The organism is Caballeronia sp. DA-9 (genome assembly GCF_051615025.1).
GTDB classification, from domain to species: Bacteria; Pseudomonadota; Gammaproteobacteria; order Burkholderiales; family Burkholderiaceae; genus Caballeronia; species Caballeronia sordidicola.
The window spans coordinates 652,967-678,635 of record NZ_CP195133.1; the positions used below are offsets into that span (position 1 = coordinate 652,967).

At 59.6% G+C, this 25,669-nt stretch carries 24 protein-coding genes, 1 tRNA gene and 1 riboswitch; of the genes, 11 read left to right on the forward strand and 14 right to left on the reverse strand.

What is annotated here, in order from left to right; translation table 11 throughout:
- Positions 1-105: 105 nt before the first annotated feature.
- On the forward strand, positions 106-954 hold the full coding sequence (locus tag ACRWA7_RS19145; RefSeq protein WP_438395497.1) for a hypothetical protein: 849 nt from the start codon (positions 106-108) through the stop codon (positions 952-954).
- A gap of 58 nt (positions 955-1,012) precedes the next feature.
- On the opposite strand, the gene ribB is transcribed toward ACRWA7_RS19145, so the two are convergent.
- The 3 genes from ribB to glpD form a co-directional block, all read right to left on the reverse strand.
- Positions 1,013-1,759 carry a 3,4-dihydroxy-2-butanone-4-phosphate synthase gene (gene ribB / locus ACRWA7_RS19150; RefSeq protein ID WP_438395498.1) on the reverse strand — a complete coding sequence of 249 codons (747 nt, stop codon included), beginning with the start codon at positions 1,757-1,759 and terminating at the stop codon, positions 1,013-1,015.
- A gap of 132 nt (positions 1,760-1,891) precedes the next feature.
- Positions 1,892-2,081: riboswitch (FMN riboswitch) on the reverse strand.
- Positions 2,082-2,184: 103 nt separating this feature from the next.
- Entirely contained in the window at positions 2,185-2,943 is a 759-nt protein-coding gene (locus ACRWA7_RS19155; protein ID WP_438395499.1) for a helix-turn-helix domain-containing protein, read from the reverse strand.
- A gap of 127 nt (positions 2,944-3,070) precedes the next feature.
- Positions 3,071-4,618, reverse strand: coding sequence for a glycerol-3-phosphate dehydrogenase (glpD, locus tag ACRWA7_RS19160; RefSeq protein WP_438395500.1), 1,548 nt, complete (start codon positions 4,616-4,618; stop codon positions 3,071-3,073).
- A gap of 255 nt (positions 4,619-4,873) precedes the next feature.
- Here glpD and ACRWA7_RS19165 point away from each other — a divergent pair, with 255 nt between their 5' ends.
- Positions 4,874-5,254 (forward strand): hypothetical protein, encoded by a 381-nt coding sequence (locus ACRWA7_RS19165; protein WP_438395501.1) that lies wholly within the window; start codon positions 4,874-4,876, stop codon positions 5,252-5,254.
- A 48-nt stretch (positions 5,255-5,302) separates the two neighbouring features.
- Here ACRWA7_RS19165 and ACRWA7_RS19170 read toward each other — a convergent pair whose 3' ends face one another.
- Together ACRWA7_RS19170 and ACRWA7_RS19175 are read right to left on the reverse strand one after the other, a co-directional pair.
- Positions 5,303-5,500: a hypothetical protein gene (locus ACRWA7_RS19170; protein ID WP_060857059.1), complete on the reverse strand. Its 198-nt coding sequence runs from the start codon at positions 5,498-5,500 to the stop codon at positions 5,303-5,305.
- 317 nt (positions 5,501-5,817) lie between these two features.
- Positions 5,818-6,597, reverse strand: a complete 780-nt coding sequence (locus ACRWA7_RS19175) for a DeoR/GlpR family DNA-binding transcription regulator (protein ID WP_438395502.1) — start codon at positions 6,595-6,597, stop codon at positions 5,818-5,820.
- Positions 6,598-7,109: 512 nt separating this feature from the next.
- Here ACRWA7_RS19175 and ACRWA7_RS19180 point away from each other — a divergent pair.
- Together ACRWA7_RS19180 and ACRWA7_RS19185 are read left to right on the forward strand one after the other, a co-directional pair.
- Positions 7,110-7,937: a ferritin-like domain-containing protein gene (locus ACRWA7_RS19180; protein ID WP_060856967.1), complete on the forward strand. Its 828-nt coding sequence runs from the start codon at positions 7,110-7,112 to the stop codon at positions 7,935-7,937.
- 76 nt (positions 7,938-8,013) lie between these two features.
- Complete coding sequence (locus ACRWA7_RS19185) at positions 8,014-8,529, forward strand: hypothetical protein (RefSeq protein ID WP_438395504.1); 516 nt, start codon at positions 8,014-8,016, stop codon at positions 8,527-8,529.
- 54 nt (positions 8,530-8,583) lie between these two features.
- On the opposite strand, the gene ACRWA7_RS19190 is transcribed toward ACRWA7_RS19185, so the two are convergent.
- The 4 genes from ACRWA7_RS19190 to ACRWA7_RS19205 form a co-directional block, all read right to left on the reverse strand.
- Entirely contained in the window at positions 8,584-10,059 is a 1,476-nt protein-coding gene (locus tag ACRWA7_RS19190) for a DEAD/DEAH box helicase (protein WP_438395505.1), read from the reverse strand.
- 273 nt (positions 10,060-10,332) lie between these two features.
- Positions 10,333-10,953 carry a PAQR family membrane homeostasis protein TrhA gene (gene trhA / locus ACRWA7_RS19195; RefSeq protein ID WP_060856970.1) on the reverse strand — a complete coding sequence of 207 codons (621 nt, stop codon included), beginning with the start codon at positions 10,951-10,953 and terminating at the stop codon, positions 10,333-10,335.
- Between the two features lie 248 nt (positions 10,954-11,201).
- Entirely contained in the window at positions 11,202-12,500 is a 1,299-nt protein-coding gene (locus ACRWA7_RS19200; RefSeq protein ID WP_060856971.1) for a c-type cytochrome, read from the reverse strand.
- 21 nt (positions 12,501-12,521) lie between these two features.
- A complete protein-coding gene (locus ACRWA7_RS19205) occupies positions 12,522-13,280 on the reverse strand; it encodes a c-type cytochrome (RefSeq protein WP_060856972.1) in 759 nt (252 codons plus the stop codon).
- Between the two features lie 437 nt (positions 13,281-13,717).
- Here ACRWA7_RS19205 and ACRWA7_RS19210 point away from each other — a divergent pair, with 437 nt between their 5' ends.
- Positions 13,718-14,653 (forward strand): copper resistance D family protein, encoded by a 936-nt coding sequence (locus ACRWA7_RS19210; protein ID WP_438395508.1) that lies wholly within the window; start codon positions 13,718-13,720, stop codon positions 14,651-14,653.
- A gap of 4 nt (positions 14,654-14,657) precedes the next feature.
- Here ACRWA7_RS19210 and ACRWA7_RS19215 read toward each other — a convergent pair whose 3' ends face one another.
- Both ACRWA7_RS19215 and dgoD read right to left on the reverse strand, forming a co-directional pair.
- Positions 14,658-14,957: a hypothetical protein gene (locus tag ACRWA7_RS19215; RefSeq protein ID WP_060856974.1), complete on the reverse strand. Its 300-nt coding sequence runs from the start codon at positions 14,955-14,957 to the stop codon at positions 14,658-14,660.
- A 296-nt stretch (positions 14,958-15,253) separates the two neighbouring features.
- Entirely contained in the window at positions 15,254-16,402 is a 1,149-nt protein-coding gene (gene dgoD, locus ACRWA7_RS19220) for a galactonate dehydratase (protein WP_060856975.1), read from the reverse strand.
- A 147-nt stretch (positions 16,403-16,549) separates the two neighbouring features.
- On the opposite strand from dgoD, the gene ACRWA7_RS19225 reads away from it, so the two are divergent.
- From ACRWA7_RS19225 to ACRWA7_RS19250, 6 genes are all read left to right on the forward strand, one after another.
- A complete protein-coding gene (locus tag ACRWA7_RS19225) occupies positions 16,550-17,248 on the forward strand; it encodes a FadR/GntR family transcriptional regulator (protein ID WP_438395510.1) in 699 nt (232 codons plus the stop codon).
- Positions 17,249-17,394: 146 nt separating this feature from the next.
- A complete protein-coding gene (locus tag ACRWA7_RS19230; protein ID WP_438395512.1) occupies positions 17,395-18,423 on the forward strand; it encodes a DedA family protein/thiosulfate sulfurtransferase GlpE in 1,029 nt (342 codons plus the stop codon).
- A gap of 90 nt (positions 18,424-18,513) precedes the next feature.
- Positions 18,514-19,362, forward strand: a complete 849-nt coding sequence (locus ACRWA7_RS19235) for an alpha/beta fold hydrolase (RefSeq protein ID WP_438396696.1) — start codon at positions 18,514-18,516, stop codon at positions 19,360-19,362.
- 385 nt (positions 19,363-19,747) lie between these two features.
- Positions 19,748-20,128 carry a PAAR domain-containing protein gene (locus ACRWA7_RS19240; protein WP_438395514.1) on the forward strand — a complete coding sequence of 127 codons (381 nt, stop codon included), beginning with the start codon at positions 19,748-19,750 and terminating at the stop codon, positions 20,126-20,128.
- The gene (locus ACRWA7_RS19245) at positions 20,121-21,230 is read left to right on the forward strand and encodes a PAAR domain-containing protein (protein WP_438395515.1); all 1,110 of its coding nucleotides are present in this window, start codon (positions 20,121-20,123) and stop codon (positions 21,228-21,230) included. The genes ACRWA7_RS19240 and ACRWA7_RS19245 overlap by 8 nt, the downstream gene beginning before the upstream one ends.
- A gap of 86 nt (positions 21,231-21,316) precedes the next feature.
- Positions 21,317-21,835 (forward strand): hypothetical protein, encoded by a 519-nt coding sequence (locus tag ACRWA7_RS19250; protein ID WP_438395516.1) that lies wholly within the window; start codon positions 21,317-21,319, stop codon positions 21,833-21,835.
- A gap of 214 nt (positions 21,836-22,049) precedes the next feature.
- Here ACRWA7_RS19250 and ACRWA7_RS19255 read toward each other — a convergent pair.
- From ACRWA7_RS19255 to ACRWA7_RS19265, 3 genes are all read right to left on the reverse strand, one after another.
- Positions 22,050-22,126, reverse strand: a tRNA-Met gene (locus tag ACRWA7_RS19255).
- Positions 22,127-22,203: 77 nt separating this feature from the next.
- The gene (locus ACRWA7_RS19260; protein WP_438395517.1) at positions 22,204-23,862 is read right to left on the reverse strand and encodes an MFS transporter; all 1,659 of its coding nucleotides are present in this window, start codon (positions 23,860-23,862) and stop codon (positions 22,204-22,206) included.
- Between the two features lie 223 nt (positions 23,863-24,085).
- Positions 24,086-25,663 (reverse strand): sensor histidine kinase N-terminal domain-containing protein, encoded by a 1,578-nt coding sequence (locus ACRWA7_RS19265; protein ID WP_438395518.1) that lies wholly within the window; start codon positions 25,661-25,663, stop codon positions 24,086-24,088.
- Positions 25,664-25,669: the final 6 nt, after the last annotated feature.

Here is a 25,669-nt window from a genome sequence, read left to right on the forward strand (position 1 = left end):
TCTCATTGACCCGGCGGCCTCAACCGACTAGCGTGTCGTGCCAGCCGCAATCACCTGGATTTTTTCGCGGCTTATTGCTTCAACACGCTTTTCGACTGGGGTTTTATGGAAGACATCACGCTGAGCCAATGCCTGAAGGGCGCATGGCGCGACGCTGCCGAGTCCGTGCGGCGCATGCCCACGCTTTTCTTGCTGGCATTCGTCCTGGTGCTCGCCACGGGCATTGCCGGATATCAGGAGCAGCTTTCAGAATCACCGTCAGCCAGCTCGCTTTCGTCGATGACCAATAGCAGCGCCCTGCACGGCGCCGCGCTGGGCCATTCGCTGACATCGCTCGGACTCGCGTTTTTGCAGTCGCTCGTGATCGCCGTGCTGGCCGTGCAAGTGATCCGCTTTGCAATGACGTTGAACCCGGAACCGGACGCGGCGGCGCCCGCGCAAGCAACACGCCTCTGGGACGCCGGTTTCCGCCGATATTTCCTGCTGTGCATCGCGTTGGTCGCGGCCTATGTGGGCGCGACCGTGGTCGTTGTGATCGCGTGGATCCTGATGCGGCTGGCGGGGTTGTCGAGCGGGACGTCGATGGCGGCCACCGCGACGCTTGCCGTGCTCGCGCTGTGCGGCATGAGCTATGTGTCGGGCCGTCTCGCGCTGCTGTTTCCTCACACGGCGGCGGGCGGCCATCTTGCCTGGCGCGCTGCATGGGAAGACACGCGCGGGCATTTCTGGGCGATTGCGTCTACGGCGGTGGTCGCCATTCTGCCAATCGTTGCAATTGCGACGGTGTTCACGGTGCTTGCCGAGATGCTCGCCACGGCAGGTTCCATCGATAGCCTGAGCGTGGGTCTGCTGGTCGTGCAAAGCGTCGTCACGCTGCTTTATACGGCAACGACCGCTACTTGTTCGGTATGGCTTTACAAGAAGTTTGGCGCGGGTTTGAAGGCGCAACCTTAAGATGACGCTCAAGAAAAACGCGGCCTTCCGGGCCGCATTTTTTTGCTCGATACCCGCTTCAAACGGTTTCTTCCGTCGCTTGCGCTTCGTTCACCGTTTCCCGCGCGTTAGCCAGCGCCATCCGGAAATCGGCCAGTTCAGCAATCGTCAACACCGGAATATTCCGCGCTTTCACGAAAGCATCAATCTGAGAGCCGCGCGCCATCGTGCCATCCGGGTTCATCAGTTCACACAGCACGCCGGCGGGCTTGAGTCCGGCGAGGATCGCAAGATCGACCGTGCCTTCCGTGTGCCCGCGGCGCGTGAGGACGCCGCCTGGCTGCGCGCGCAGCGGAAACACATGACCGGGACTCACAATATCGCCTGGTTTCGCGTTATCCGCGATGGCCGCGCGGATCGTCGTCAGGCGATCCACCGCCGATACACCCGTGGTCACGCCTTCACGCGCTTCTATGGAGACAGTGAAGGCCGTGCCGTATTTGCTGCCGTTGTCGGCGACCATGGGCGGGAGGTGAAGCGCGCGAACGGCGTCGTCGGGAAGACACAGGCACACAATGCCGCTGCATTCGCGGATCATCAGCGCCATGCCTTCCACGCTGAGTTTTTCGGCCGCGTAGATCAGGTCGGCTTCGTTTTCGCGGTCATCGTCGTCCAGTAATGCGACGGCGCGGCCTTCGCGCAATGCTTGCAAGGCGGCGGCGATTCGGGAAGGGATAGGGACGGAGTTTTCGCCGGAACGCAGTTGCTCGAAGTCGGCAAATGCGTCGGGGATCAAGCGGTTGAGGCTGGAAGCAGCTACAGACATGGATGAAACGCTCTCGCAAAAAGGAATGGGCGAAAAACGTTTCAGGGCATTGCAAACAGGCAGAACGGCACGCGGAACGTGACACCGGCGCACAAGCCCCGCGACACCCACGCGATACGGACATGACTATCTGCACATCTTCTCTCATCCGGACTATGACCGTCGGCTCTGGCATCGCACCAGATCTGCTGACCCCGTGAAATGGTTCGCAAAAAGACGGCGATCCACGTTCACGGGCGCTCGCGGGCTCACGACTGGCTTATTGATTTCTCACCGATCGCATACCGCCGGTGGGGAATTTCACCCCGCCCTGAAGACGTACTGATTTGTCGCTGGACACTTAAAACCGCGACTGATTTCAGGATACAACATGTCAAGCAATGTTGCAGCGGCGCTGGGCGCTGCGCGTTGGCTGACGAACGAACTTAGTTCGTCTCTTCAATCCGGCGCGAGTCCGCCGGCACATGCCAGCGCGGCGGCGTCTCCGCATTCACCGTCACCTGATACGCGCGCGCTTCCGTGCTGCCCGGATTGCGCAGCGCGTGAGGCTGATCGGCGTCGAACACGATTGCGTCGCCAGTGCCGAGCAGCTGCGTGCGCTCGTGCACGCGAAGCTCAAGCGTGCCGTCGCTCACGACCAGATTGACCGTGGTTCCGGGCGCGCGCGGGCTGCCCGTCTCGGTGTGCAGCGGCGCGATTCTCAACTCATGGAATTCCGCCGATGCAGGCGCACTCAGCGGAAACAACGGACGCGCCGAAAAGCGCCCATTCGATGTCACGAGACGCGTAGCCTGATCGGCCGCGAGAAACTCGATGCCATTTGTCGCGTGGCGGCGCAAGAATGCGGCGACCGACACCTTCAGCGCGCCGGCAATCTTGTGCAGAACCTTGATGGATGGCACGCTGCGCGCCGATTCGATTTGCGCGAGCATTGCCCGCGAAACGCCGGACGCGCGGGCGAGGGCGTCGAGCGACAGTTGCCGCTCGGCGCGCAGCCGCGCGAGATTCACGCCAACCAGGTACTCGAGCGCGTCGTTTGTTTCCTGTGCGCTTGTCTGAGGAATATGTTCCTCGCGACGAATTTCCGCCGATGCCGCCCGCGTTGCCTCGGCGCGTTCGGCCGGCGCGCGTGCATCGAACGGCTCGCGCACGAGTTCCAGCGATGAATAAGCCGGTGCAACCATGATGAGCCTCCATTCGGACGTGCCGCGCGGACCGGCGCGGCATCGGTGGAGGAAAGACTAGCATCGGCCTGACGTGCCTCAAACGAAGATATCGTCACACCGTTATCAGGCGCGGCAGGATTGGTATTTACACGGCAGTCCACGACGAAGCTTGAAGCGGCTGGGCGAACCATCCGTCAATCCGGCGCGTCACCTCGTCAAGCGTTTCGGGCCCAACGTGCAGACCAAGTTTCGAGCGGCGCCAGAGAACGTCCTCGGCGCAGGTCGCCCATTCGTTGTCGCGCAAATAGCGCAGTTCTGCTTCGTAAAGCCCGGGCGCGATGGCATTGCCCAGATCGGCCAGCGACGTGGCATCTCCAAGCACGCGCTGCGCGCGTGTGCCGTAGGCTCGAGCGTACCGATGCGCGAGATCGGCCGGCAGCCAGGGGTTCTTCTGCTGCAAGGACGCTAAGAACCGGTCGAAATCGGCATCGGCGATATCGCCGCCCGGCAATGGCGCGCCTTCGGTCCACGTCTTGCCCTTGGCGGGCGATTGAAGTGCTTCGCCAAGTTTGTCGACGGCTTCTTCCGCGAGCTTGCGAAAGGTCGTGATCTTTCCGCCAAACACCGATAACAACGGCGCCTGGTTCGCGGGTGTATCGAGTTCCAGCAGATAGTCGCGCGTGACCGCCGACGCGTTCTCGGCGTTCTCGTCCTCGAGCAGGCCGCGCACGCCCGAATAGCTCCACCGAACATCTTCCGGACCGATGTGTTTCTTGAAGTACCGGTTGATGGACTCGCACAAATACGCGGTCTCTTCCGGGCTGATCGTCACCTTCGACGAATCCCCGTGGTACTCCAGGTCGGTCGTGCCGATCAGCGTGTAGTCATGCTCATAGGGAATCGCGAAAATGATGCGCTTGTCCGGGTTCTGGAAGATGTACGCGTGATCGTGCTCGAACAGACGCTGCGTAACAATATGGCTGCCTTTGACCAGACGTACGGTGTGACGCGTGTGCGTGCCGCTGCCGAGCGTACCTTTTAGCAGTTCGCTGACCCACGGACCCGCTGCGTTCGCAATCGAGCGCGCCTGGACGTCGAACGTCTCGCTGTGGCTGTCCATAAGCGTGGCGTGCCACAGACCGTCTTTCCGGTTTGCGTTCACGAGCCGCGTGCGCGTTTTTATAACGGCGCCGTGTTCCCGCGCATCGACCGCGTTCAGCACGACCAGGCGGGCGTCGTCCACCCAGCCATCGGAATAGACAAAGCCTCGCTTGATGGAATCGATAAGCGGCGCACCGGCCGGGTGCCTGCGCATGTCGATTCCTCTCGATCCCGGCAGCAACTGGCGGCGCGCGAGATGATCGTAAAGGAACAGGCCGGCGCGGATCATCCAGGCGGGCCGCAGGTTCGGCATGTGCGGCATCACGAAACGCAGCGGCCACATGATGTGGGGCGCGGCGCGCAGCAATACCTCTCGTTCCTGCAATGCCTTGCGTACGAGCGAATATTCGCCGTATTCCAGATAGCGCAGGCCACCATGAATAAGCTTGGTGCTCGATGACGACGTATGCGACGCGAGATCGTCTTTCTCGCATAACAGCACGCTCAAGCCCCGGCCGGATGCGTCGCGCGCGATGCCCGTCCCATTGACCCCGCCGCCTACGACGAGCACATCGTAGAGATCACCTTGCATTGCTTGTTCGCCTCATGGCCGCACCCGCTCCGTCACAACATAAATGTTCGAATTCGAAATTTAACGAACAAAAACGAAAATGTAAAGTCGGCTTAACGGCTAACGCTGTGTTTTGGCGAAAATCGGCGTTGTCTTTTTTGGCTATTCTGGCTGAAGCTTGCACAACTCATGGCCATTCGGCCGAGTGGCGTGAAGGCGGCGACAGACCGATACTGTCGGTGGCGAATGTGGCCAGTCAAACGAGGAGTGAACGGAATGCGAAAGTTGCTGATGGCAGGCGCGGTGGGAGCGCTGATGCTGAGTGGATGCGTCTCCACGCCCGACATGTCCGGGGCAATGGGCGCGCCTTCGTTAAGCGCGCTTCAGTCCATGTGCGGTACGGCGGCGGTGGATTACGGTGCGGATTCGCAGAGCGTGTATTCGGCGCTGTTCGACGCTTATGTGGCGCAAAAACGCGGCGGGTTATCGAAGGATCAATTCTGCGCGTTCCAGGCGGGGATCGCCGGTCAGCATTCGGCTTTCACGGCCAATCGCACGACCGCCGCACAAAGCGCGTGGGCTACGTTCTTCGCCGATCAGCGCGCGCAGGCGCTTAGCTGGCGCGCGGCCGTCGATCCAACGTTGCGCGCTGGCTAAGCTGCAAGACGAGCTTTAGAAGCGAGACCGGATCAGCGGGAATGACGCTTAAGAGTACCGCTTGATTGCCTTCATGGTGGAATCGCCCGAGGCCGTGAGGCTCCAGAGCTGGCGTCCTGACGCGAGATTTTCGAGTTGCACGAGTTGGCGCTCGAGGAGGGCGTCGAGTTCGTCGCGAACCATGTCGATCTGGTTGGGCGCTTCCTGTAGCAGAAGCAGCGTGGCAAATTCATGCGGACTGAGCATCGTGTTCTCCATGACGATCGAACGGCACTTTGACCGGTCGGCGACCGGTGCATGTACTTCGGAACGTTGCGCGAGGCAGGAACTTCGAGCCGGCAGACCTATGGCGAACCGCTGCTTCCGGAGTGCTCGAAGCTGGCGTTGCGTTGCCGGGATTTGATTGTATGCAAGCGCCGCACGCGTGCCAAACGCTTGCGGAAAATATTGGGTTTGACTTTTGAGGGACCCGAAAGCGGTTCGGCTGAAGCCGGAAAACGTAGAAATTACCTGAAGTTCGTGCCGCAGCGCACACAGGAATTTGGGTTGCGCTCAGAGAAACGTTATTCGGCGATGTACACCTGCGTGTTGGCCGCAGTGAGCGTTTCGGCCATGTCGGGCGGCGTGGGAGCATCGGTGAAAAGCGCGTCGATCTGGTTCAGGTGGCCGAGCCGGACGAGCGCCGGGCGGCCGAATTTGGAATGATCGGCGGCGAGAAAAACGGTGCGAGCGTGGTTGATAATTGCTTCGGCCACGCGGACCTCGCGGGTATCGAAGTCGCGCAGCGTGCCGTCGGGTTCAATGCTCGACGCGCCAATGATCGCGAAATCGACCTTGAACTGGCGGATGAAATCGATCGCAAGCTCGCCCACGATTCCTTTGTCCCAGGGCCGGACAATGCCGCCGGTGATCAGCACCTCGCAATCCGGATAGCCGCTCATCATGCCGGCCACGTTGAGGTTATTCGTGATCACGTGCAAGCCGCGATGCCGGTTGAGCGCCCGGGCGACTTCTTCGGTCGTGGTGCCGAGGTTGATGAAGAGCGACGCCTGGTCGGGAATGTGCGAGGCGACCAGCGCCGCGATGCGGCGCTTCTCGTCGTGAAACATGCGCTGGCGTGCAGTATAGGAGACGTTCTCCGAACTCGTTGGAAGGCTCGCGCCGCCATGATAGCGACGCAGCAGGTTCATGTCCGAGAGCCAGTTGACGTCGCGGCGAATGGTCTGCGGGGTGACGTCGAAATGCGTGGCGAGGTCCTCGACCGTCACGAAGCCATCGCGTTGCACCCAGTCGAGCAGCTCTTGCTGCCGTGCGTTCAAGGTGATGCGGGGATCTCGAGTCATGGCGTCTGTGCGTGCGCTTCAGTTCGTGAGGTGGCGGTATTGTAAGGGAAACGCCCGGCATACCGGACAACGTGGCGCTCACAGACTCGTTATCATCGTCATCAAACTCGTGAGGAGGTCAAAGTTGATTATCGATGAGTGGTGTCCGGGCTCTGCTGGCGTCCTTCGCCGTTTTTACAATAGGCCTGTCTGCCAACTCGCGAACAAGCTCGCCGCAGCAGTTCGGTGAAATGGGCTTGTAAGCGCCATTGAAGTGTTGCGCTTGCGCCCGGTCAACATACCGCCAATCACTCGGTATGATTCGTGCTGAATTAAACAGTGTCCGGAACTGACCTATGGCTTGAACGGTCTCTCTTGGTGTCTGCAGCTTCGCTACAACCCGGCTAAGATGCAGGCTATAAGAAGTCTTCAACCACATGAGAACGCCACGACTCGATTGTTCATGGCGTTGCCTGATTTTCGGCCGGTTTGGCTGACGGCGCGTTCAGTACAGATTTGGGAGCGCGATATTTATGCACACTGATAGTACCCATGTGATGCCCTGGCGGATCGAAGACATCGACCTGTCCCGGATCGACCGGCGTAAAGCGGCATCCAACGAACATCTGCTCTTGTTGCTTTGCGCGGCTTCGTTTATTGAAAGCGGCACTGATCTTTATACGAGCAACCTGAGCACCTATTTCAACGACGACCCCGAAGTCTCCTCCTGGCTCAACACCGAGTGGGAACCGGAGGAGATGCAGCATGGCCGCGCGTTGAAGACGTACATCAACCATGTGTGGCCCGAGTTCGACTGGGACACGGCGTTCAAGAACTTCTTCGCCGAATACTCGCTGACGTGTTCCGTCGAGGATTTCGAGAAGACGCGGGCCCTGGAAATGGTCGCGCGATGCGTGGTGGAAACCGGCACCGCGACCTTGTACCGGGCCATCAATGAATGCTCGGACGAACCGGTCCTGAAGCAGCTCACCGACAACATCCGTACTGACGAAGTCCGGCACTACAAGCATTTCTTCCGCTTCTTCAAGAAGTACAACAAGATCGAGGGCAACGGCCGCTTCGCCGTGCTGGGCGCGCTTTTACGACGCGTGATGGAAATCAAGAACGAAGATTCCGAGATCGCGCTGCGCCATGTTTTCGCCATACGTTATCCGGATCGCGCCAACGACACAGCGCACAATCGCGAACTGGCGGCGCGGGTGAACGCGTTGGTGCGCCGCAATTTGTCGGCGGATATGTGCGTCAAGATGCTGCTCAAACCGCTTGATCTGCCCGCGCGCATCCAGCCGAGCGTTCATTATCCGATCGCGAAGATCACGCAGCATGTCTTCTTCCGCTGAACGCTTGCGCGGTTCCGGCATGACACTTTGATCGATGGCCCGCTTTCGCGGGCCATCGTCCTTCACGGAGTTCCCAATGAACGATTCCCCTGCATCGGGTCCACGCAACATCGAGCACAGTACGTTCGACGAATGGCCGTTGCCGCTGCGCGCGCTGTTCGACGGCACGTCGATCGAGACAAAAACCGGTTTCACCGCATCGCTGCTCGCCGCCGACGAAGGCCGGATCCGGACGTCACTGCTGAGCGTGGGCGAACTGTTCGCGCCCGATCCGGGGAGCTTGTGTTTTTCGCTGTGGCCGCAGTCCAGGGCGGCGCGGGTGATATCGAAGACGGGCTTGGCGACGCTGACTTTCGTCTTCGATGAAGCGTTTTTCCAGGTGCAGCTTCAGGCGAAGGCCGTGCCGCTTGCGGACTCGCCGGTGACGTGTTTTATCGCGACGATCGAAAGCGGCGAGTGGCAGAAAGTGGCTTATGCCCGGCTCGTGCAAGGAATTGGATTTGCTTTTGCCGAAGGTCAGGAGAACGCCGTGCTGGAACGCTGGCGTCTACAATTGGAAGGACTGAAGCGCGCCGCGAGCGTGGCGCCCTGAAACAAAAACAGCGGAGCTGCAAGCTCCGCTGCCTGAAACCTTACCGCAGTTTAATCAACGTCCGCGCTGCCCGGTGCGCGGCGTATCACGCCGGCCAGCACCGCTGCCGCCTTCACTACGAGGCTTGCCACCGAGCAATGCGCCGGCTGGCCGCGCGCCTTCAGGCTTGCGCGGTGCGGCGCCATTGCCGCCCGTCTTGGCCGCAACGGGTTTTGACGAACGTGAACCATTGCTTGCGCCGCCACCATTGCCGCCATGCGCCGGCTTCGCCGGTCCACGGCCACCGCCATTCGCCTGCTTAGGCGCGCCCTGACGCGGCGCACCTTGACCTTGACGCGCACCGCCGCCGCCCTGGCTGCGCCGGAGAATCGGCTCGGGCTTCTGGGTCGGGTCCGGCTCGAATCCAGCGATCACTTCCTGTGGAATCGGGCGCTTGATCAGCCGTTCGATGTCCTTGAGCAACTGATGTTCATCGACGCAAACCAGCGATACCGCCTCGCCCGTCGCCCCAGCACGCCCCGTGCGTCCAATCCGGTGAACATAGTCCTCCGGAACGTTCGGCAGATCGAAGTTGACCACGTGCGGCAACTGATCAATATCGATACCGCGCGCCGCAATATCCGTCGCCACGAGCACCTGCAGTGTGTTGTCCTTGAACTCGGCCAAGGCGCGCGTGCGCGCCGACTGGCTCTTGTTGCCATGAATGGCGAGCGCGCTGATGCCGTCCTTCGTCAACTGCTCGGCTAACCGGTTCGCGCCATGCTTCGTGCGCGAGAAAACCAGCACCTGGAACCAGTTGTTCTGCCGGATCAGGTGCGTAAGCAATTCGCGCTTCTTATCCCGATCGACCGGATGGATCTTTTGCGCGATCGCTTCGACGGTCGAATTGCGGCGCGCCACTTCAATCAGCGCCGGCTTGTCGAGCAGACTGTCGGCGAGGGTCTTGATTTCATCGGAGAAAGTCGCCGAGAACAGAAGGTTCTGACGCTTCGGCGGCAGCTTGGCGAGCACGCGCTTGATGTCGTGAATGAAGCCCATGTCGAGCATGCGGTCGGCTTCATCGAGCACGAGGATTTCGAGCTTCGACACGTCGATGGTCTTCTGCTGCATGTGATCGAGCAAGCGTCCCGGCGTGGCCACGACAATATCCACGCCGCGCCGCAACGCGTCGATTTGCGGATTGATGCCAACGCCGCCGAACATTACCGTTGATTTCAGCTTCAGGTATTTGCCATAGGTGCGCACGCTCTCTTCGACCTGCGCCGCGAGTTCGCGCGTGGGCGTGAGGATCAGCGCGCGAACCGGGCGCTTCGCGCCTGCTGCGGGCGCCGGCGTTTCGGACAGGCGTTGCAGGATCGGCAGCGTAAAACCCGCGGTCTTGCCAGTGCCGGTTTGCGCGCCTGCAAGCAGGTCGCCGCCGTTCAGCACGGCAGGGATGGCCTGCGACTGGATGGGCGTGGGAGTTGTGTAGCCTTGTTCGATGACTGCGCGAAGCAAGGGTTCGGACAAGCCGAGGGAATCAAAAGACATAAGTGTTCACGGATTCTGTATGCCGACCGGCGTTGTCGCATGAGCCTCGAACAAAGCCCAGGGAAGCGGCTCGCAGGAAGATGTGCGCACGCACGACGATCGAGGAAATCGGGCGGCATGACAATCGGGGCGCTCGCTCGAAGAAAAGAGCAGGGCGCCGGGAAAGTTGCCGCGAAGATCAACGCGCTATCAAGACACGCTGACTGGCGTTAAGTTGCATTTGAAGCGCGCACGCCTCAAATCATCAGGCATTGAGTGTCGATCAGGACAGGCTCACGCAACGTAGCGTGCAATGCTGATGAATTGACACAAGCTGCCGCCCAACACGAACAGGTGCCAGATGCCATGGCCGTGCCGGATGCGCTCGTCGTTGATGAAAAAGTAAATGCCGGCGCTGTAGATCAAGCCGCCTGCCAGCAGCCACGCCGTGCCGGCGGGCGGTAATGCTGTAACGAGAGGACGGATGGCTACGAGCGCGAGCCAGCCCATCATCACGTAAATCACCATCGATACACTGCGGGTTCGGCGCCCGAGCGTGAGTTCCTGAACAATGCCGAGCGCAGCCAGCCCCCAGCTTACCCCGAATAGCGACCAGCCCCACGGACCGCGAAGCGTGACGAGCGTGAACGGCGTGTAGCTTCCCGCGATCAGCAAATAAATGGCCGAATGATCGCATTTCTGCAATATCGCCTTGGCGCGCGGGTTTCGGATCGAGTGGTAAAGCGTCGAAATTGTGTACAGGGCGAGCAGCATTGCACCATATACAGCAAAGCTCACGATCTTGTATGGATCGCGTTCCAGCGACGCCATGGTCACGAGCGTTGCCAGTCCCGCCACCGACAGTACAGTGCCGACAAGATGGGTAACGCTATTGAACCGCTCACCAACGTGCATCGAAAAACATCCTCACCCACGTTGCGTTTCCCGCATGCAACGCCGCGCTTACCCGCTTTGTGAATTCACGAATCACCGGTATTTTACCGCGAGACCGGTTGCACCCTCTCGCCAATCCCGATTCGCTTGATTGCGCACAATGGCCAGCACAAAAAAGGCCAGTACAAAAAAGAAGAAGGGCGCTGCCCCGAATGCGAGGCCCGCGCCCTTCACTGCATTTTACGCTACTGCCGGCCCTGCTTCGTCAATCAGTCGAGCGGCGCCGAACGCAGGTTGCTGACTTGTTGCGGCGACACCGGCGTGCCGTGGTTGCCCCACGACATGCGGATGTACGTCACAACCGCAGCGACTTCCGTATCCGACAAGGCTTGCGCAAACGGCGGCATGCCATACGGATGCGGGTTGCCTTCGGTGCTCGGCGGATAACCACCGTTGAGCGTCATGCGGATCGGGTTCACGGCCGACTGCATCTGAATGGACTGGTTGTTGGCAAGCGGCGGATAAGCAGGCGGCTTTCCGAGACCGTTCTCGGCGTGGCACTTCGCGCAATTTTCCGTATAGATCTTCTTTCCCTGGACCAGCAGTTCGCCACCGAATTTCTCCGATGTCTCGAATTGCATGGTTTCCGGCGCTTCCTTCTTTTGCGGAATCGACTTGAGGTACGTGGTCATTGCACTGATGTCCGCGTCCGTCATGTATTGCAGGCTGTTGTGAACCACTTCGGCCATTGGACCGAACACCGCGCCACGCTGCGATACACCCGTCTTCAACAAGTCGTTGATGTCCTTCGCGTCCCAGTCGCCAAGACCTGCTTCCTTGTTCGACGTCAGCGAAGGCGCATACCAGTTCTGCAGCGGAATCAGGCCGCCGCCGAAGGCTGCCGAGCTGACCGGGCCGCCGAGCGGGTTGATCGATGTATGGCACATGCTGCAATGGCCAAGCCCTTCGATCAGGTAAGCACCGCGGTTCCACTCGACCGACTTGGTGGGATCCGGCTTGAACTCGCCTTCGCGGAAGAACAGCACGCGCCAGCCAATCAGCATGTTGCGCTGGTTAAACGGGAAGCGCAGTTCGTGCGGGCGGCTGGGTTCATTCACCGGCGGGACCGAGCGCATGTAGGCATACATGGCGTCGGAGTCGGCGCGCGTCACCTTGGTATAGGCGGTGAACGGCATGGCCGGATAAAGCAGGCTGCCGTCTTTTGAGCGGCCGTTATGAATCGACCGATAAAAATCGTCCGACGTCCATTTGCCAATGCCGTATTGATCGTCCGGCGTGATGTTCGGCGTGTACATGGTGCCGAACGGCGTCAGCATGGGCAGGCCGCCCGCGAACGTCTTGCCGCCGCGAACCGTGTGGCAGGCAATACAGTCGCCGGCGCGCGCCAGATATTCGCCGCGCTTGATCAATTCGGTCTGGTCGGCGGGCACGGCGGCGACAGCGCCGCTCGAATGGAATGCGTCGCCACCCGACCAGAGCGCGGCAGCGGCGGCGGCGGCCGTCAGGACAACAACCGCCGAGAGTGCGAACAGGGACTTGCGTTTCATATACTTATCGCTCCTCGCGCCTTATTGCGGTTCGCTGCCGCAGACAAGCGGCATCTTGCGTGAGCCAGCGGGCGCGGGTACCGGATTGGCCGGTGCGGTTTGCGTGGAAAGCCAGGCGGCGACAGCGGTTACGTCGTCGTCGGTCAGGCGGGATGCAATCTGTTGCATGCAGTCAGGCGCTTTCGCGTGACGCGAGCCCGCACGCCATGCGCCAAGCTGGGCGCTGATGTAGTCGGAGTGCAATCCCACGAGACCCGGAATAGCCGGTTCCATACCTGTGAGCGACGCGCCGTGGCATGCCGCGCAAGCCGGGATGTTCCTGGACGGATCGCCGTTCAGCACGATTTGCTGGCCCTTCGTCACGGTCGACGCCGACACGGTCGGCTTGGCCGGCTGCGGATAAGGCGGGCGCTGTTGCGAGAAATACGTGGCGATCTGATGAAGGTAGTCGTCCGAGAGATACGTGACGAGGTAGTTCATGGGCGGATACTTCCGGCGGCCTTCACGGAAGTTCTGCAACTGGTTGTACAGGTAGTCGGCGGGTTTGCCGGCAAGACGCGGGAAATAGTCGTTGTCCGTGCCTTCGCCGTGGACGCCGTGACATGCCGTGCAACCTTGCACGCGTGCAGCCATGGTATCCGGCGCGACGGGCTGGGCGGCCTGAGCTTCGGCTGCGCCGGCTGTGCTTGCGCCGCCCAGTGCACTGCCCAAAAGCGCCAGCGCCATTAGCGGGGCGAGCAACGGACGAAAGATGCGTCTTGAAGACACGCGACACTCCATGAATTTCGAGGACCTGCCGAGCTTCGTTCGGCCCGGTGCGAATATGTGGTGAACCATTGCCACATTGGCTCAGCGAGCCTCTGATGCGACGCGGCATTCTATCATCGTTGCCTGATGATGACTATTTGTGCCTCGGCTTGCTGCGTCTGGCTTTCAACCTTTACGCGACAATATGCCGCGCGACTGATCGACATGGGGTTTTGAACATCTTTAACCATTGAGGGCTGGTCGTATTCGACAAAGCATCGACTTGGTTTTAACTGTTTGTAGCATTTCGCGACGTTGTGCATCCCGTGGGTCCGTTCCGCTAGACTCGCGTTCCTGTGCCGCCGATTTGCTCGTGCAATGCATGGCGTACCTCATCTACGATCCTTCACCGAATTTCGAATGCAATCCTTGCTTGCTTCCTGCCCGACTCAAAACCCACGGGTGTGCGCATGAATGGCGATCCGCTCTGGTTGGCGCAGGTCCTCATCGCGGCGCTCGCCGATATTGCTTTTGCCTGTACGCTCGGCGCGGGCTCGCTGAGCATATGGTTATCGAAGGAGAAGGCGGCCGAAGGCAAGTCGCCTGCGCACGATGCGTGGCGAAAGGCGCGGCGATTGAGCATCGGTGGCGCGGTCACGCTGGCGGTTGCGGATCTTGTACTGGTGTGGCTGCAGGCGGCATCAATGAGCGGCGCGCCTTTGTTCGACTCGTTTTCAGCTGTTATTGCCGTGGTCACCGGCACGCACGCAGGCATTGGCTGGGCAATCGCGTTTGCCGGCAGCGTGTTGCTCGTGCTTGCCACGGTGTACCCGAACGCAAAAGGCAGCCCGCGGCGCGGATTGTTCGCGATAGGCGCGATCGTGGCCGCGGCCGGGAAGGCATCGATTGGTCATGCCGCGGACGCCGGCGCGTTTTCCCTGGCCGAAGGCGTGCAGACCGTCCATCTTCTCGCAACCGCGTTGTGGGGCGGCGTGGTGTTCGCCGGCGCGTGGCGCGTCTTGGCGTCGCTTGGGACATCGTTGGCGCGGGCGTTCTTGATCCGTATTGCCGGGAAGATTTCGACGCTGTCGGTTATCGCCGTATCGCTCGTGGTGTTGACCGGGATTTACAACGCGTGGCGCGGGCTCGGCGGCTCGGCGCAAGCGCTCGAAGCAAGCGCGTGGGGCCAGGCGCTGGTCGTAAAGGGCGTGCTGGTCGCAACCGCGTTGCTGCTCGGCGCAATGAACCGCTGGTCCGTGTTGCCGCGATTGCGGCGCACGGCATCAACCGTCGATGCACGCACGTTCAATGGCGTAATGCGTGTGGAAGCGGTGCTGATCGTGGCGGCATTTTTTGCGGCTGCCGTGTTGTCGCACAGCGTGCCGGGATTTGCATCGGCGGGATAACGGGTTATTCGTATCCGAGCTTGTGGCTCACGATAGGCGCGCAGAACAGCGCCAGCGCGCAACCGACCGCCTTGCCCTGCAATTCGACAAACGCCTTGTGCGACATGGGCGACGAAAACAGGACATCGGCGAGTTGCGGCAGGCAAAAGAGCACCGCCGCGCCAATGAAGCATCGCGTGACCACGGACAGGCGCCAGTTGTATTGAGCGCCCATGGCGGCGCAAACCACGCGCAGCACGCCGAACAGAACGAGCGCGCCAACGGCCATCTGGGTGCGGGTGTATTCGTCTGGAAGTGTGTACATGCTGAACTCGTTCGCTTTATCGTCGCGCTCTTCCCGGGCGCATGGGTCGGAATTTTTGTACACGAGATATTGCAAGACGCGGGCCAGACGTCAGTAATGCATGTAAGGCCTTGATGCGAAATAGTTTTTAGATTTTCAAAAAGTCTTTCTAAAGCGACGTAACGCGCTGAAAACGCCTGCTTTCTCCGCGCGTTACGTAACGCAACCAAAACACATTCCTGTCTCGATAAAGCGCATTCTACGTTGAGTCGGGCGTCCTGTATCGTACGGTGCGCCGCAATTCCACGTTTCGAAAGTCACCACTCGGCGACGCTGCCATCCGCGTGACGCCAGACCGGATTGCGCCAGCGATGACCAACCTTCGCCATCTCCCGCACTTTCTCCTCGTTCACCTCGATGCCCAAGCCCGGCCCTTGTGGAATCATTACCATGCCGTCTTCGTACTTGAAGACTTCCGGGTTCTTGATGTAGTCGAGCAGGTCGTTGCCCTTGTTGTAGTGAATCCCGAGGCTTTGCTCCTGGATGAACGCGTTGTAGCTGACCGCGTCGATCTGCAAGCATGTAGCCAGCGCAATCGGGCCCAACGGACAATGCAGCGCCAGCGCGACGTCGTAGGCTTCGGCCATCGATGCAATCTTGCGGCACTCCGTAATGCCGCCCGCATGCGATGCGTCCGGCTGGATGATGTCCACATAACCGCCCGCCAGAATGTGCTTGAAGTCCCAGCGCGAATAGAGACGCTCGCCCAGCGCGATCGGTGTGCTCGTCTGGTTGACAATGTCTCGTAACGCCTCGACGTTCTCCGACAGCACCGGCTCCTCGATAAACAGCAGCTTGTACGGATCGAGTTCCTTCGCGAGGACTTTCGCCATCGGCTTGTGTACCCGCCCGTGGAAGTCCACGCCAATCCCGATATTCGGTCCCACCGCTTCACGCACGGCCGCTACATTGTTGATGACGGACTGAACCTTGTCGAAGGTATCGATGATCTGAAGTTCTTCCGAGCCGTTCATCTTCACCGCTTTGAAACCGCGATCCACGACCGCGCGCGCGTTGTTCGCCACGTCGCTTGGACGATCGCCGCCAATCCACGAATACACCTTGATGCGGTCGCGCACCTGGCCGCCGAGCAGCGCGTGAATGGGCACGCCGTGATGCTTGCCCTTGATGTCCCACAGCGCCTGATCGACGCCCGCGATCGCGCTCATGCCGATCGGCCCGCCACGATAAAACCCCGCGCGATACATCACCTGCCAGTGATCCTCGATCAACAGCGGATCACGGCCGATCAGGTAATCCGAAAGTTCATCGACTGCTGCCGCGACCGTGTGCGCGCGTCCTTCGACCACCGGCTCACCCCAGCCGACGATGCCTTCGTCCGTCGTGATCTTCAGAAAACACCAGCGCGGCGGAACGATAAAAGTTTCGAGCTTCGTGATTTTCATGCTGGCGTCTCCAGGTTTTCCGGTTAATGAGGAACAAGGATTTCAATGCTATCAAAGTTTTGTTAGTCGTGTATATTAATAGTACTATTGGATGGAAAAGCCTGATGGGAAAGGCTCCGTATAATCCGATGATTTTTACCGCGGCATGTGCGCAAAAAGGGGAAAGTCATTCAGCACGATTTGCACGGACGCGTGGCGTACGACCTTGGCACCGAGATTTTGCGTGGCGATTTCGCGCCCGCGTCCACGTTGCCGCGCGAAGCGGAACTGATGGAGCGCTTTGGCGTAAGCCGGACCGTGTTGCGCGAGGCGCTGCGTACGCTCACATCGAAGGGATTGATTGAATCGCGGCCGAAAATCGGCACGCGCGTGCGTCCGCGAGACGCGTGGAATTTGCTCGATGCCGACGTGCTCGAGTGGTATTCGCGCGTTGCCATTCCCATGCAGTTCGCGCTCAAGCTGCAGGAAATGCGCGAGATGATCGAGCCTTATGCCGCGGCTTTAGCGGCGGTCAATCACGATCAGAATACGTTGGCTCGTCTGGACGAGGCCCATCAGGCGATGCTCGACGCTCGCACCGTGGATGAATGGGTGCGTGCCGATCTGCGCTTTCACTTGAGCGTGCTGAACGCATGCAGCAATGAGTTGCTCGTGCCGCTCGGGACGCTGATCGAGCGCACGCTTGAAGCCCAGTTGCAGTTGAACGCGCGGCGGGCGGAGGTTTTCAATGCATCGATGGCCGAACATACCGCCGTTTTCAATGCCATCGCCAAGAGGCAGCCAAGCGCCGCGCGTAAAGCAATGGCCGGATTGCTCGGCGTAACGCGGGCGCGGATCGAGAATTGACCGGTGCCGATTCATGTCCCCACAAACCGGCGATAGTTTCCATTTCGCGATAAAGTTGCAGGTCCGGGCGCAGTTTTGTTGACAGTGGTCAAGCAATAATTGATCAAAACGCGGCGCCCTGCACCCATTGCGAGGAGGCGCACGACTTGCCGCACGTTCCGATCTCCCTTGTGTCGTCCTGGGGCGCGTGGGCCGTGTTCGTCAGCGTGCTTGCCACGCAACTCGGCGTGCCTGTTCCCGCCGCTCCCATGCTCGTGCTTGCCGGCACGCTGGTCGCCGCCGGGTTGGCTTCGTTCTGGCATATGTTGGCCGCTGCGGTGCTCGCTGTGGTTATCGCCGATTCTCTTTGGTTCGCCGCCGGAAGGTTGTATGGCCGGCGGTTCCTGAACTCGCTCGTGCGCTTCTCGCTTTCCCTCGATACCACTTTGCGTACCGCCCGCAACTGGTTCGAGCGCTTCGGCGTGCCTCTGCTCGCGTTATCCAAATTCGTGCCGGGGCTTGGGCTGGTTTCATCGCCGCTGCTTGGGACCACGCAGATCGATGTGCGCGTGTTCGTGTTCTGGGATCTCGTGGGCGCGAGTTTGTGGGCGTCGGCGTGGATGCTGGGCGGCGCGATTTTGAAGGCAGAGGTCGCAAATCTGCTCATCTTCGTGCGCACGTATGGGCTGACCGCGCTCGATGTGCTCGGGATGGCGGCCGGCGTATTCCTGGCATACCGATGGGTTCGGCGCGTGCAGTTTCGCCGATGGCTCGCGAAGTATCGGATATCGCCTGAACAACTCGACGAAATGATGCGCTCGGACTCACCACCCGTTATTTTCGATGCCCGGCCGGCCGAGATCCGGCGCAAGGAGGCGCACAGGATCAAGGGCGCGTTGCCGCTGGATCTGGAGGCGTCGGGGAAGATCGATGAGATGTTTCGCGAGCGCGAGGTGGTGATTTATTGCGTGTGTCCGAATGAGGCGACGGCCAAGCAGATCGCGCGGCAATTGAAGGCTAAAGGTTTTACGAATGTGCGCCCGCTGAAGGGCGGGCTGGATGCGTGGGAGAAGAAGGGGTTTCCGGTGGAGGCGATTCCTTTGGACGTTTCGCGCCATGATGCTGATGCCGGCGCTTCAGTCGACGATCATGATATGGACGATATGGTTACTGTCAGGGCTGCGGCGCCGGAGTGAGTTTCTTGGCTGTTGATTGCTGGTTAATCGGAGTTGCATCGGATGACGCTGTTGGATGGGGTGGATCCCTCGCAACTTTTTGGCTTGCCCATGCCCGATGTGGCTACGTTGGATCACGGTGTACAGGTGCCCTTTGTACAGACCGGGCATGAGCATCGGGAGGTCATGCTGTTCATTCACGGCTCACTGTGTGACTTTCGATACTGGAAGCCTCAGTTGGGGCCGCTTGCCAGGCGGTATCGATGTGTTGCGCCTAGTCTCTCGCATTATTGGCCTTCGGGGAGGGCGGGGGCGCTTGGCGTTGCCGGGGATGCGCGGCCGTTTAGCTGGGATGCGCATGTGGATGAGACGGGGCAGTTTATTGAGCGGCTGGGTGTGGGCGCGGTGAATGTTGTCGGGCACTCGAGAGGCGGGTGTATCGCGTTTCATCTGGCTGGCCGGTATCCGGAGTTGGTGAAGTCGCTGGTGCTGGCCGATCCGGGTGGGCCGGTGGCCAAGGCCGGTTCGGATGCGATGTCGCGGACGGTGTTGCCCGCGCCGGTTAATGCGCTGCGGGCGAAGGCTGCGGAGTTGATTGCCGTGGGCGAGGTTGACGCGGGGCTGGAATTGTTTGTCGATTCGGTAAGCCGGCCGGGATTTTGGGCGCGGAGTCCGAGAGAGTTTCGGGCAATGGCGATTGATAACGCGAATACGTTAGCGCGCCAATTCCGCGATCCGTTGCCGGCTTATGATGCGCGGGCCGCGGGTAAGGTGCGATGTCCTACGCTGCTTATCGATGGCGAGAAAAGTCCGAGGATGTTTCGGGATGCGGTGGAGGCGTTGGAGGGGTGGATTGAAGGTTCGCGAAGAGAGACTATTGAAGGCGCGTCGCATGGGATGAATGTGACGCATGCGGGGGTGTTTAATCGCGTGATAAGCGGGCGAAGACACGCTTTGTGACGAGTGACAAACATATCTTGGCCTACCGGTCGTCATAAAGGCCGAAAAAGTGACCCTCCCAATGGTGTGTAACACACTAGTTACCTTCAGGCCTGCATCATGTCCGCGCGTGGTTGGAAATGCTAAGTGCTCATATGCGGCGGGTGAACTAATCTTGGTGCGTATCGGTTTCCAGAGCGGCAGTGTATGGCAGAGCCAGTCAGAAAATTCTGGCATCCGCTCTGCCATCTAGACTAGAAGTTCGCACGCGCTTAAGCAGCGCACCAGCGCGTCTGACTTAAGTAAATCGACCTCGATAATTTTTGACAATTGAATTTGTCAACGATGGTTATGCTAAGAGATGTAGCGCGCAGTTGCGGCATCCAGTCACATAGGAGTCTTAAGTATGTTCGAACACAAAAGCAAGAAACCGACTTGTCTTTTTGTAACCATCGGGTCCGGTACCAGGGACGGAGGATGTGTCACACGAGTGACAATGAAAGCTGAATACAAAGGATTGGCGCTAGCGCGTGTCGGCGATGTTGTCACGTATGACGATGGTAGCGAGGCGATCATAATTGACGGAGCTGGGTTTGCTGCTGCTTGGGAAGACAAGCCGATCGCGTTGGTCGGTTCCCGGCTGAGCAACGGTGACACGATTACGGAAACTTTGCAGGATGGTTTTGGCATCACGGTTCGCGACGGTGAACCGATTCCCGGTTTGTTCGATCCAGCCTATACACTGCCGCCGATGGTTGGCGCGGACGGAGCGATCACCCATGCGTAGGGCGGCGGTTCGACATGGTGATCCGACTACCACACGCGGCTTTGTCATCGCCTACTCGTCAACCTTTCACGATAACGGCAAGAAGATTGCTCTAAGCGGCGACGAGGCAACCTGCGGTAATTGCAAGGGCGCATTCAAGATATTTGGTACTGGCAAAGGGATATCGGAGAAAGGACGGGACGCAGTTCTCGACGGCGATCCCGTGCTGTGCCCATGTGGAAAGAACAAGGTTATCGTGGGCGATAGCCCTGGAATCTTTCTTACCACGGACGAAGGATCGGCGGTCGCAAAGAGTGCGACGGAAGGCTTCAGCGTTGCTCCCACTCTGGCCTCGTCAGCACGAGCTGTCAGATATGACGATTTAGAAGAGCCATATCCAACCCTTGTACCCAATGCAAGCGCGAAACCCGACTGCTCCTATCTGGATGGTTCGAGACCGCGTATCGACGCACCAGCTGATTTTTACAAGCACGTCAACGCCGTCACGGTTAGTCCCGGGAACCAGACTACCTTCGATTTTCCGGGTGGTGGGACAGGCGCCGCGACTCAGTACGACGCGACTGTAAACGGTCGTCTCGTCAGTATTTACGTGCCAGCGCAGAGTCCGGCGCAAGGTTACGGCATACCCGGTCAAAAAGAAATCGCGAAAGCGCTTGAGGCGGTTCCGCGACCACAGTACAGAGACTTGGATAAGGTTTCGCTTAATGCTTTACCTAATCCTCGGGATAGGATTTGGCAGGAAGAGTACGGCGATTCATCATTCTCGTCAGCCGCGACCGCCAGCATCAAACAGGGCGTTGCGTTTTTTCCGTGGAAAGGCTGGTCAACTTTTCCTCAGCAATACGTCGATAGCACGATGCTTCATGAGACGGGGCACCTGTGGAGCGAAGCTTTATGGAGCGATCCTGTAAAGAAACAGGAGTGGCAAGATGCCATGGCGAGCGATGGTCAGGCACCGTCGCAATACGCGCGGAACAATATGACTGAGGACTTTGCAGAGTCCTCCAATATGTATTGGTCGAGCAAAGGAACGCCGTGTGAGATGGAAGGGCGCAAGCGCTATCGTGCTCGATACGGATACTTCGACAAGATTGCACAGTGACAGTTAAGGGCGGCATTTCACTTTGCCTCTGTATCGCCACTATTACATGCGGCTACGGCTGCATTTCTACGCCTGGAGCGACAAATATGGCAAATCCATTTCCAAAAGGTGCGCAGGAGCCTTCCGCCCCGCACCCCGGATCGATTGCATTCAAGTACGCGTGGAATCAAAGCACGAAAATCAAGGATGCTTCGCAGTATCCCGAGGACTTCATTTTCCGTTGTGCTGATGTAAATGGGAAGCCGACAGATCGTGCGCATGCGGCGTGGTGTGTTCCGCTGGTTGAAGTCAAGACGGTTTCTGTAGACGAGAATGGAAATCCAGTGGCGCCGAACGATGCAGATTCCGTTTCGATATCGGAATACGGCCCTGGACATACCTTTATTGAGCACACGCAATCAGTCCCACACCTGAAGCGTCAGCGTGAATTAGATAGGCAGCAGCGAACTACCCTGCAGCCGGACACTGAGCCGCCATCATCCCCACAGGTATTTACTCCTCATTGGTCGGACGACTCCCTCGCGGATTATCAGCAACCGTCGACGGGCCTGCAGGCGAGCTGGTGGTCGAGAGTTAAGGCGTGGCTTAGGCTTGCAGTCCGTTAAGGAACTGGTCTAACGAGTTGATTTGTCGCTGAATGAAATGCCAATGGGCTCAGAGGCCGACGCCTTTCATCATCCCGCCCGCGTGGCGATAAACGAATAGAGGTATCCCAGAGGTAGATCAGGCGGTAATAAGCGAAGGAAGAGGGTGTCGCCCCAACAAGGGAACAAACAAAAAGCCGCCACTTCTTTCGAAGCAGCGGCTTTCTTTACAACTTGGTGGCGAATCAGGGATTCGAACCCCGGACCTGCGGATTATGATTCCGTCGCTCTAACCGGCTGAGCTAATTCGCCAAGAGATCGAGATTATGAAGAGGGTTGCAAAACCTGTCAACCCCTTCCAAGCCGATTCCTATCGACAGCTTTGACGATCAATCCGAGTCATAAACCGCCGTTCCGCGGGTCTCCTTCACAAACAGCATCCCGATCACGAATGCGGCAACGGCAATGACAATCGGATACCACAACCCCGAAAAAATATTCCCCTTCGCGGCCACGATAGCAAACGCCGTAGCCGGCAAGAACCCGCCGAACCAGCCATTGCCGATGTGATACGGCAGCGACATCGACGTATACCGGATCCGCGCTGGGAACATCTCGACCAGCATCGCGGCAATCGGCCCATAAACCATCGTCACGTAGATCATCATGATGGTCAGGATCACAATAGCCATCGGCCAGTTGATCAGCGCCGGATCAGCCTTCGCCGGATAACCCGCCGACTTCAGCGTGCCGGCCAGCGTCTTGTCGAACGCGGTGCCCTGGACTTTTGCATCGGCAGCCTTGCCGTCGTACGTGTTCACCACCGTATCGCCCACCTTGATCTGCGCGAGCGTTCCAGCCGGCGCGGCCACGTTTTCGTAGTTCAAGCCGGACTTCGACAACGCGCTCTTGGCAATATCGCAGGAGGTGGTGAACTTCGATGTACCCACCGGGTTGAACTGGAACGAGCACTCGTCGGGATTGGCAATGACGGTGATCGGCGACTTCACGGTTGCGGCTTCGAGCGTCGGGTTCGTGTAGTGAGCGAGCGCATGGAAGAGCGGAAAATACGTCAGCGCGGCAATCAGGCAGCCCGCCATGATGATCGGCTTGCGCCCGATCTTGTCGGACAGCGACCCAAAGAACAGGAAGAACGGCGTGCCAATCAGCAGCGCGACGGCGACCATGATGTTGGCGCTCGTGCCATCGACCTTCAGCGTCTGCGTCAGGAAAAACAGCGTGTAGAACTGGCCCGTGTACCAGACAACCGCCTGTCCCATCGTCAGCCCAAGGAGCGCGAGCAGCACGATCTTCAGGTTCTTCCATTGACCGAATGCTTCGGTCAGCGGCGCCTTCGACGTCTTGCCCTCGGCCTTGATGCGCTCGAAAACCGGCGATTCATGCAGTTTCAGCCGGATCCAGACGGACACGCCAAGCAGCACGATCGACACCAGGAACGGCACGCGCCAGGCCCATGCCCCGAAGGTGTCTTCGCCCACGGCGGTACGCACCACGAGAATGACGATCAGCGAGATGAACAGGCCGAGCGTGGCCGTGGTCTGGATCCACGCCGTCCACGCGCCGCGCTTGTTGGAAGGCGCATGTTCTGCAACATATGTCGCCGCGCCGCCGTATTCGCCGCCGAGCGCGAGCCCCTGCAGCAACCGCATGGCAATGAACAACACGGGCGCCGCTATGCCAATGGTCGCGTATCCGGGAAGCAAGCCGACCACGAAGGTCGACAAACCCATGATCACGATGGTCACAAGGAACGTGTATTTGCGGCCGACCATGTCGCCTAAACGCCCGAACACAATCGCCCCGAACGGACGCACGGCGAAACCCGCCGCGAAGCCAAGCAAGGTGAAGATGAAGGCGGCAGTCGGATTGACGCCGGAGAAGAAGGTCTTGCTGATATAGATGGCGAGCGAGCCCGCCAGATAGAAGTCATACCACTCGAATACCGTGCCCAGCGATGACGCGAAAATCACGCGCCGTTCTTCGCTTGTCATCGGCGCGTGGGAAATGCGCCCCTCGACCGTCGCCATGAATCATCTCCTGATCTTGATTTTGAATGGCGCCCCGCGAATAGCGGCACCGTGCACCGATTATTGGAGTGAAAACTTACGGCGTTCTGACGTGATGATGGTATGTGGTTTTTTGTGCATTGAGATGTTTGGAATAACGTCGCTCAAAAACTTATATGAAGCCATCTTCTTCTGCTAACTATAGGTAAATTCACGACCTAAGAAAATTCTCCTCGATGCTTGGTCAGGGTTTGTCCCGGGCAGGATAAACCCGCCTTAAGCCAACTCTGACGAGCGTTCCAGCTTGCCGAGGCGTCTCGTTGTACACATGGTCTTCGATATCGAGCGTGCCGCCGTGCATGGTCACAATCTCCCGTACGATTGCCAAGCCCAGTCCACTGCCGTCACCTTCACGCCCCAGGATCCGATAAAACCGCTCCACCACGCGCGTTCGTTCCGCGGCCGGAATGCCCAATCCCGTGTCCTCGACCTCGAGAAAAACGCGGCGCGTATCCGAATCCTCGGTACGCACGCGGACGGTTATTCGACCGCCGGGCGGGGTGTAGCGAATGGCGTTATCGATAAGATTTGACAACATCTCGCGCAACATCACCATGTTGCCTTCCACTTCGACGGGATGCGGCGGCTCTTCATATCCAATGTCCATTCGCTTTGCCAACGCCGCCTGCACCCAGTCGCGCACGGCGAGCCGCGCGAGATCGGTGAGTTCGACGCGCGAGAAAATCTGCCCGGTCATTCGGTTCTCGGCGCGCGCAAGCGCGAGCAGTTGAGTGACGAGCCGCGCCGCGTGCTCGGAACTCGTCGCGATCTGTTCCAGCGAACGCTGCACTTCAGCGGGCACGTCCTGTCGCAACGCCAGTTCGGCCTGCGTCCGCAAGCCGGCGAGTGGCGTTTTCATCTGATGGGCGGCGTCGGCTATGAAGCGCTTTTGCAACTCCATGTTCTGCTCGAGCCGGTTGAGCAAATCATTGAACGATGCTACCAGCGGCGCGATTTCCGGCGGCGCGCGACTCGCTTCGAGCGGGGAAAGATCGTCCGGCCGGCGCGCCCGGATGTTTGACTGCAAGGCGTGCAGCGGCGCAAGCCCGCGCGAAAGCCCGAACCACACCAGTACGATGGCCAGCGGCAAGATCACGAATTGCGGCAGGATCACGCCCTTGATGATGTCGTTGGCCAACTGGCTGCGTTTATCGAGCGTTTCCGCCACCTGGATAAGCACCGGCTGCGACAGCGACGGGGATTCAACCGTCGTGTACGCCACGCGGATGTCGTTGCCGCGCAATACGTCGTCGCGAAATTCCACAATGCCGGGTTGCGGGCGGTCGTCGTTGTGGGGCAGGGGCATGTCGGCGTCGCCGCCTACCAGTTCGCCTCTCGTGCCAAGCACCTGGAAAAAAACGCTATCGACGTTATCCGCCCTCAGGAAATCACGCGTGGCATTCGGCAGCCGCAGTTCGGCCACGCCGTTGACCGGCTGGATCTGCCGGGCAAGCACGTAGGCGTCGGTTTCGAGCGCGCGGTCGAACGGCCCGTTGGCAATCGACTTCGCGACCAGATACGTCACAGCGATGCTCATGGGCCACAACAAAAGCAGTGGCGCGAGCATCCAGTCGAGGATTTCGCCGAACAATGAACGCGGCGCCGGCTCGCCGTCGGGCTCCAGTTGATCCGGGGGCGCGAACGGGTTGGCGTAACGCGCGTCACGAGACACGTCGGGGTCTGCATTGAGCAGATCCGGCGACGGGTGTGGCAACTCGCGTAACGCCTGGGCGGCACGCTTGGAAGTAGCGGGCGAGCCCATAACGTG

What these genes read in the sequence shown, in the direction of transcription:
- ACRWA7_RS19265 (WP_438395518.1), bottom strand. Translation starts at nt 25,663, where the DNA reads ATGGGCTCGCCCGCTACTTCCAAGCGTGCCGCCCAGGCGTTACGCGAG.
- ACRWA7_RS19155 (WP_438395499.1), bottom strand. Translation starts at nt 2,943, where the DNA reads ATGGTTGCACCGGCTTATTCATCGCTGGAACTCGTGCGCGAGCCGTTC.
- ACRWA7_RS19175 (WP_438395502.1), bottom strand. Translation starts at nt 6,597, where the DNA reads ATGACTCGAGATCCCCGCATCACCTTGAACGCACGGCAGCAAGAGCTG.
- ACRWA7_RS19170 (WP_060857059.1), bottom strand. Translation starts at nt 5,500, where the DNA reads ATGCTCAGTCCGCATGAATTTGCCACGCTGCTTCTGCTACAGGAAGCG.
- ACRWA7_RS19260 (WP_438395517.1), bottom strand. Translation starts at nt 23,862, where the DNA reads ATGGCGACGGTCGAGGGGCGCATTTCCCACGCGCCGATGACAAGCGAA.
- glpD (WP_438395500.1), bottom strand. Translation starts at nt 4,618, where the DNA reads ATGCAAGGTGATCTCTACGATGTGCTCGTCGTAGGCGGCGGGGTCAAT.
- ribB (WP_438395498.1), bottom strand. Translation starts at nt 1,759, where the DNA reads ATGTCTGTAGCTGCTTCCAGCCTCAACCGCTTGATCCCCGACGCATTT.
- ACRWA7_RS19190 (WP_438395505.1), bottom strand. Translation starts at nt 10,059, where the DNA reads ATGTCTTTTGATTCCCTCGGCTTGTCCGAACCCTTGCTTCGCGCAGTC.
- ACRWA7_RS19145 (WP_438395497.1), top strand. Translation starts at nt 106, where the DNA reads ATGGAAGACATCACGCTGAGCCAATGCCTGAAGGGCGCATGGCGCGAC.
- ACRWA7_RS19215 (WP_060856974.1), bottom strand. Translation starts at nt 14,957, where the DNA reads ATGTACACACTTCCAGACGAATACACCCGCACCCAGATGGCCGTTGGC.
- ACRWA7_RS19180 (WP_060856967.1), top strand. Translation starts at nt 7,110, where the DNA reads ATGCACACTGATAGTACCCATGTGATGCCCTGGCGGATCGAAGACATC.
- ACRWA7_RS19250 (WP_438395516.1), top strand. Translation starts at nt 21,317, where the DNA reads ATGGCAAATCCATTTCCAAAAGGTGCGCAGGAGCCTTCCGCCCCGCAC.
- ACRWA7_RS19245 (WP_438395515.1), top strand. Translation starts at nt 20,121, where the DNA reads ATGCGTAGGGCGGCGGTTCGACATGGTGATCCGACTACCACACGCGGC.
- ACRWA7_RS19205 (WP_060856972.1), bottom strand. Translation starts at nt 13,280, where the DNA reads ATGGAGTGTCGCGTGTCTTCAAGACGCATCTTTCGTCCGTTGCTCGCC.
- trhA (WP_060856970.1), bottom strand. Translation starts at nt 10,953, where the DNA reads ATGCACGTTGGTGAGCGGTTCAATAGCGTTACCCATCTTGTCGGCACT.
- ACRWA7_RS19165 (WP_438395501.1), top strand. Translation starts at nt 4,874, where the DNA reads ATGCGAAAGTTGCTGATGGCAGGCGCGGTGGGAGCGCTGATGCTGAGT.
- ACRWA7_RS19235 (WP_438396696.1), top strand. Translation starts at nt 18,514, where the DNA reads ATGCCCGATGTGGCTACGTTGGATCACGGTGTACAGGTGCCCTTTGTA.
- ACRWA7_RS19210 (WP_438395508.1), top strand. Translation starts at nt 13,718, where the DNA reads ATGAATGGCGATCCGCTCTGGTTGGCGCAGGTCCTCATCGCGGCGCTC.
- ACRWA7_RS19185 (WP_438395504.1), top strand. Translation starts at nt 8,014, where the DNA reads ATGAACGATTCCCCTGCATCGGGTCCACGCAACATCGAGCACAGTACG.
- dgoD (WP_060856975.1), bottom strand. Translation starts at nt 16,402, where the DNA reads ATGAAAATCACGAAGCTCGAAACTTTTATCGTTCCGCCGCGCTGGTGT.
- ACRWA7_RS19200 (WP_060856971.1), bottom strand. Translation starts at nt 12,500, where the DNA reads ATGAAACGCAAGTCCCTGTTCGCACTCTCGGCGGTTGTTGTCCTGACG.
- ACRWA7_RS19240 (WP_438395514.1), top strand. Translation starts at nt 19,748, where the DNA reads ATGTTCGAACACAAAAGCAAGAAACCGACTTGTCTTTTTGTAACCATC.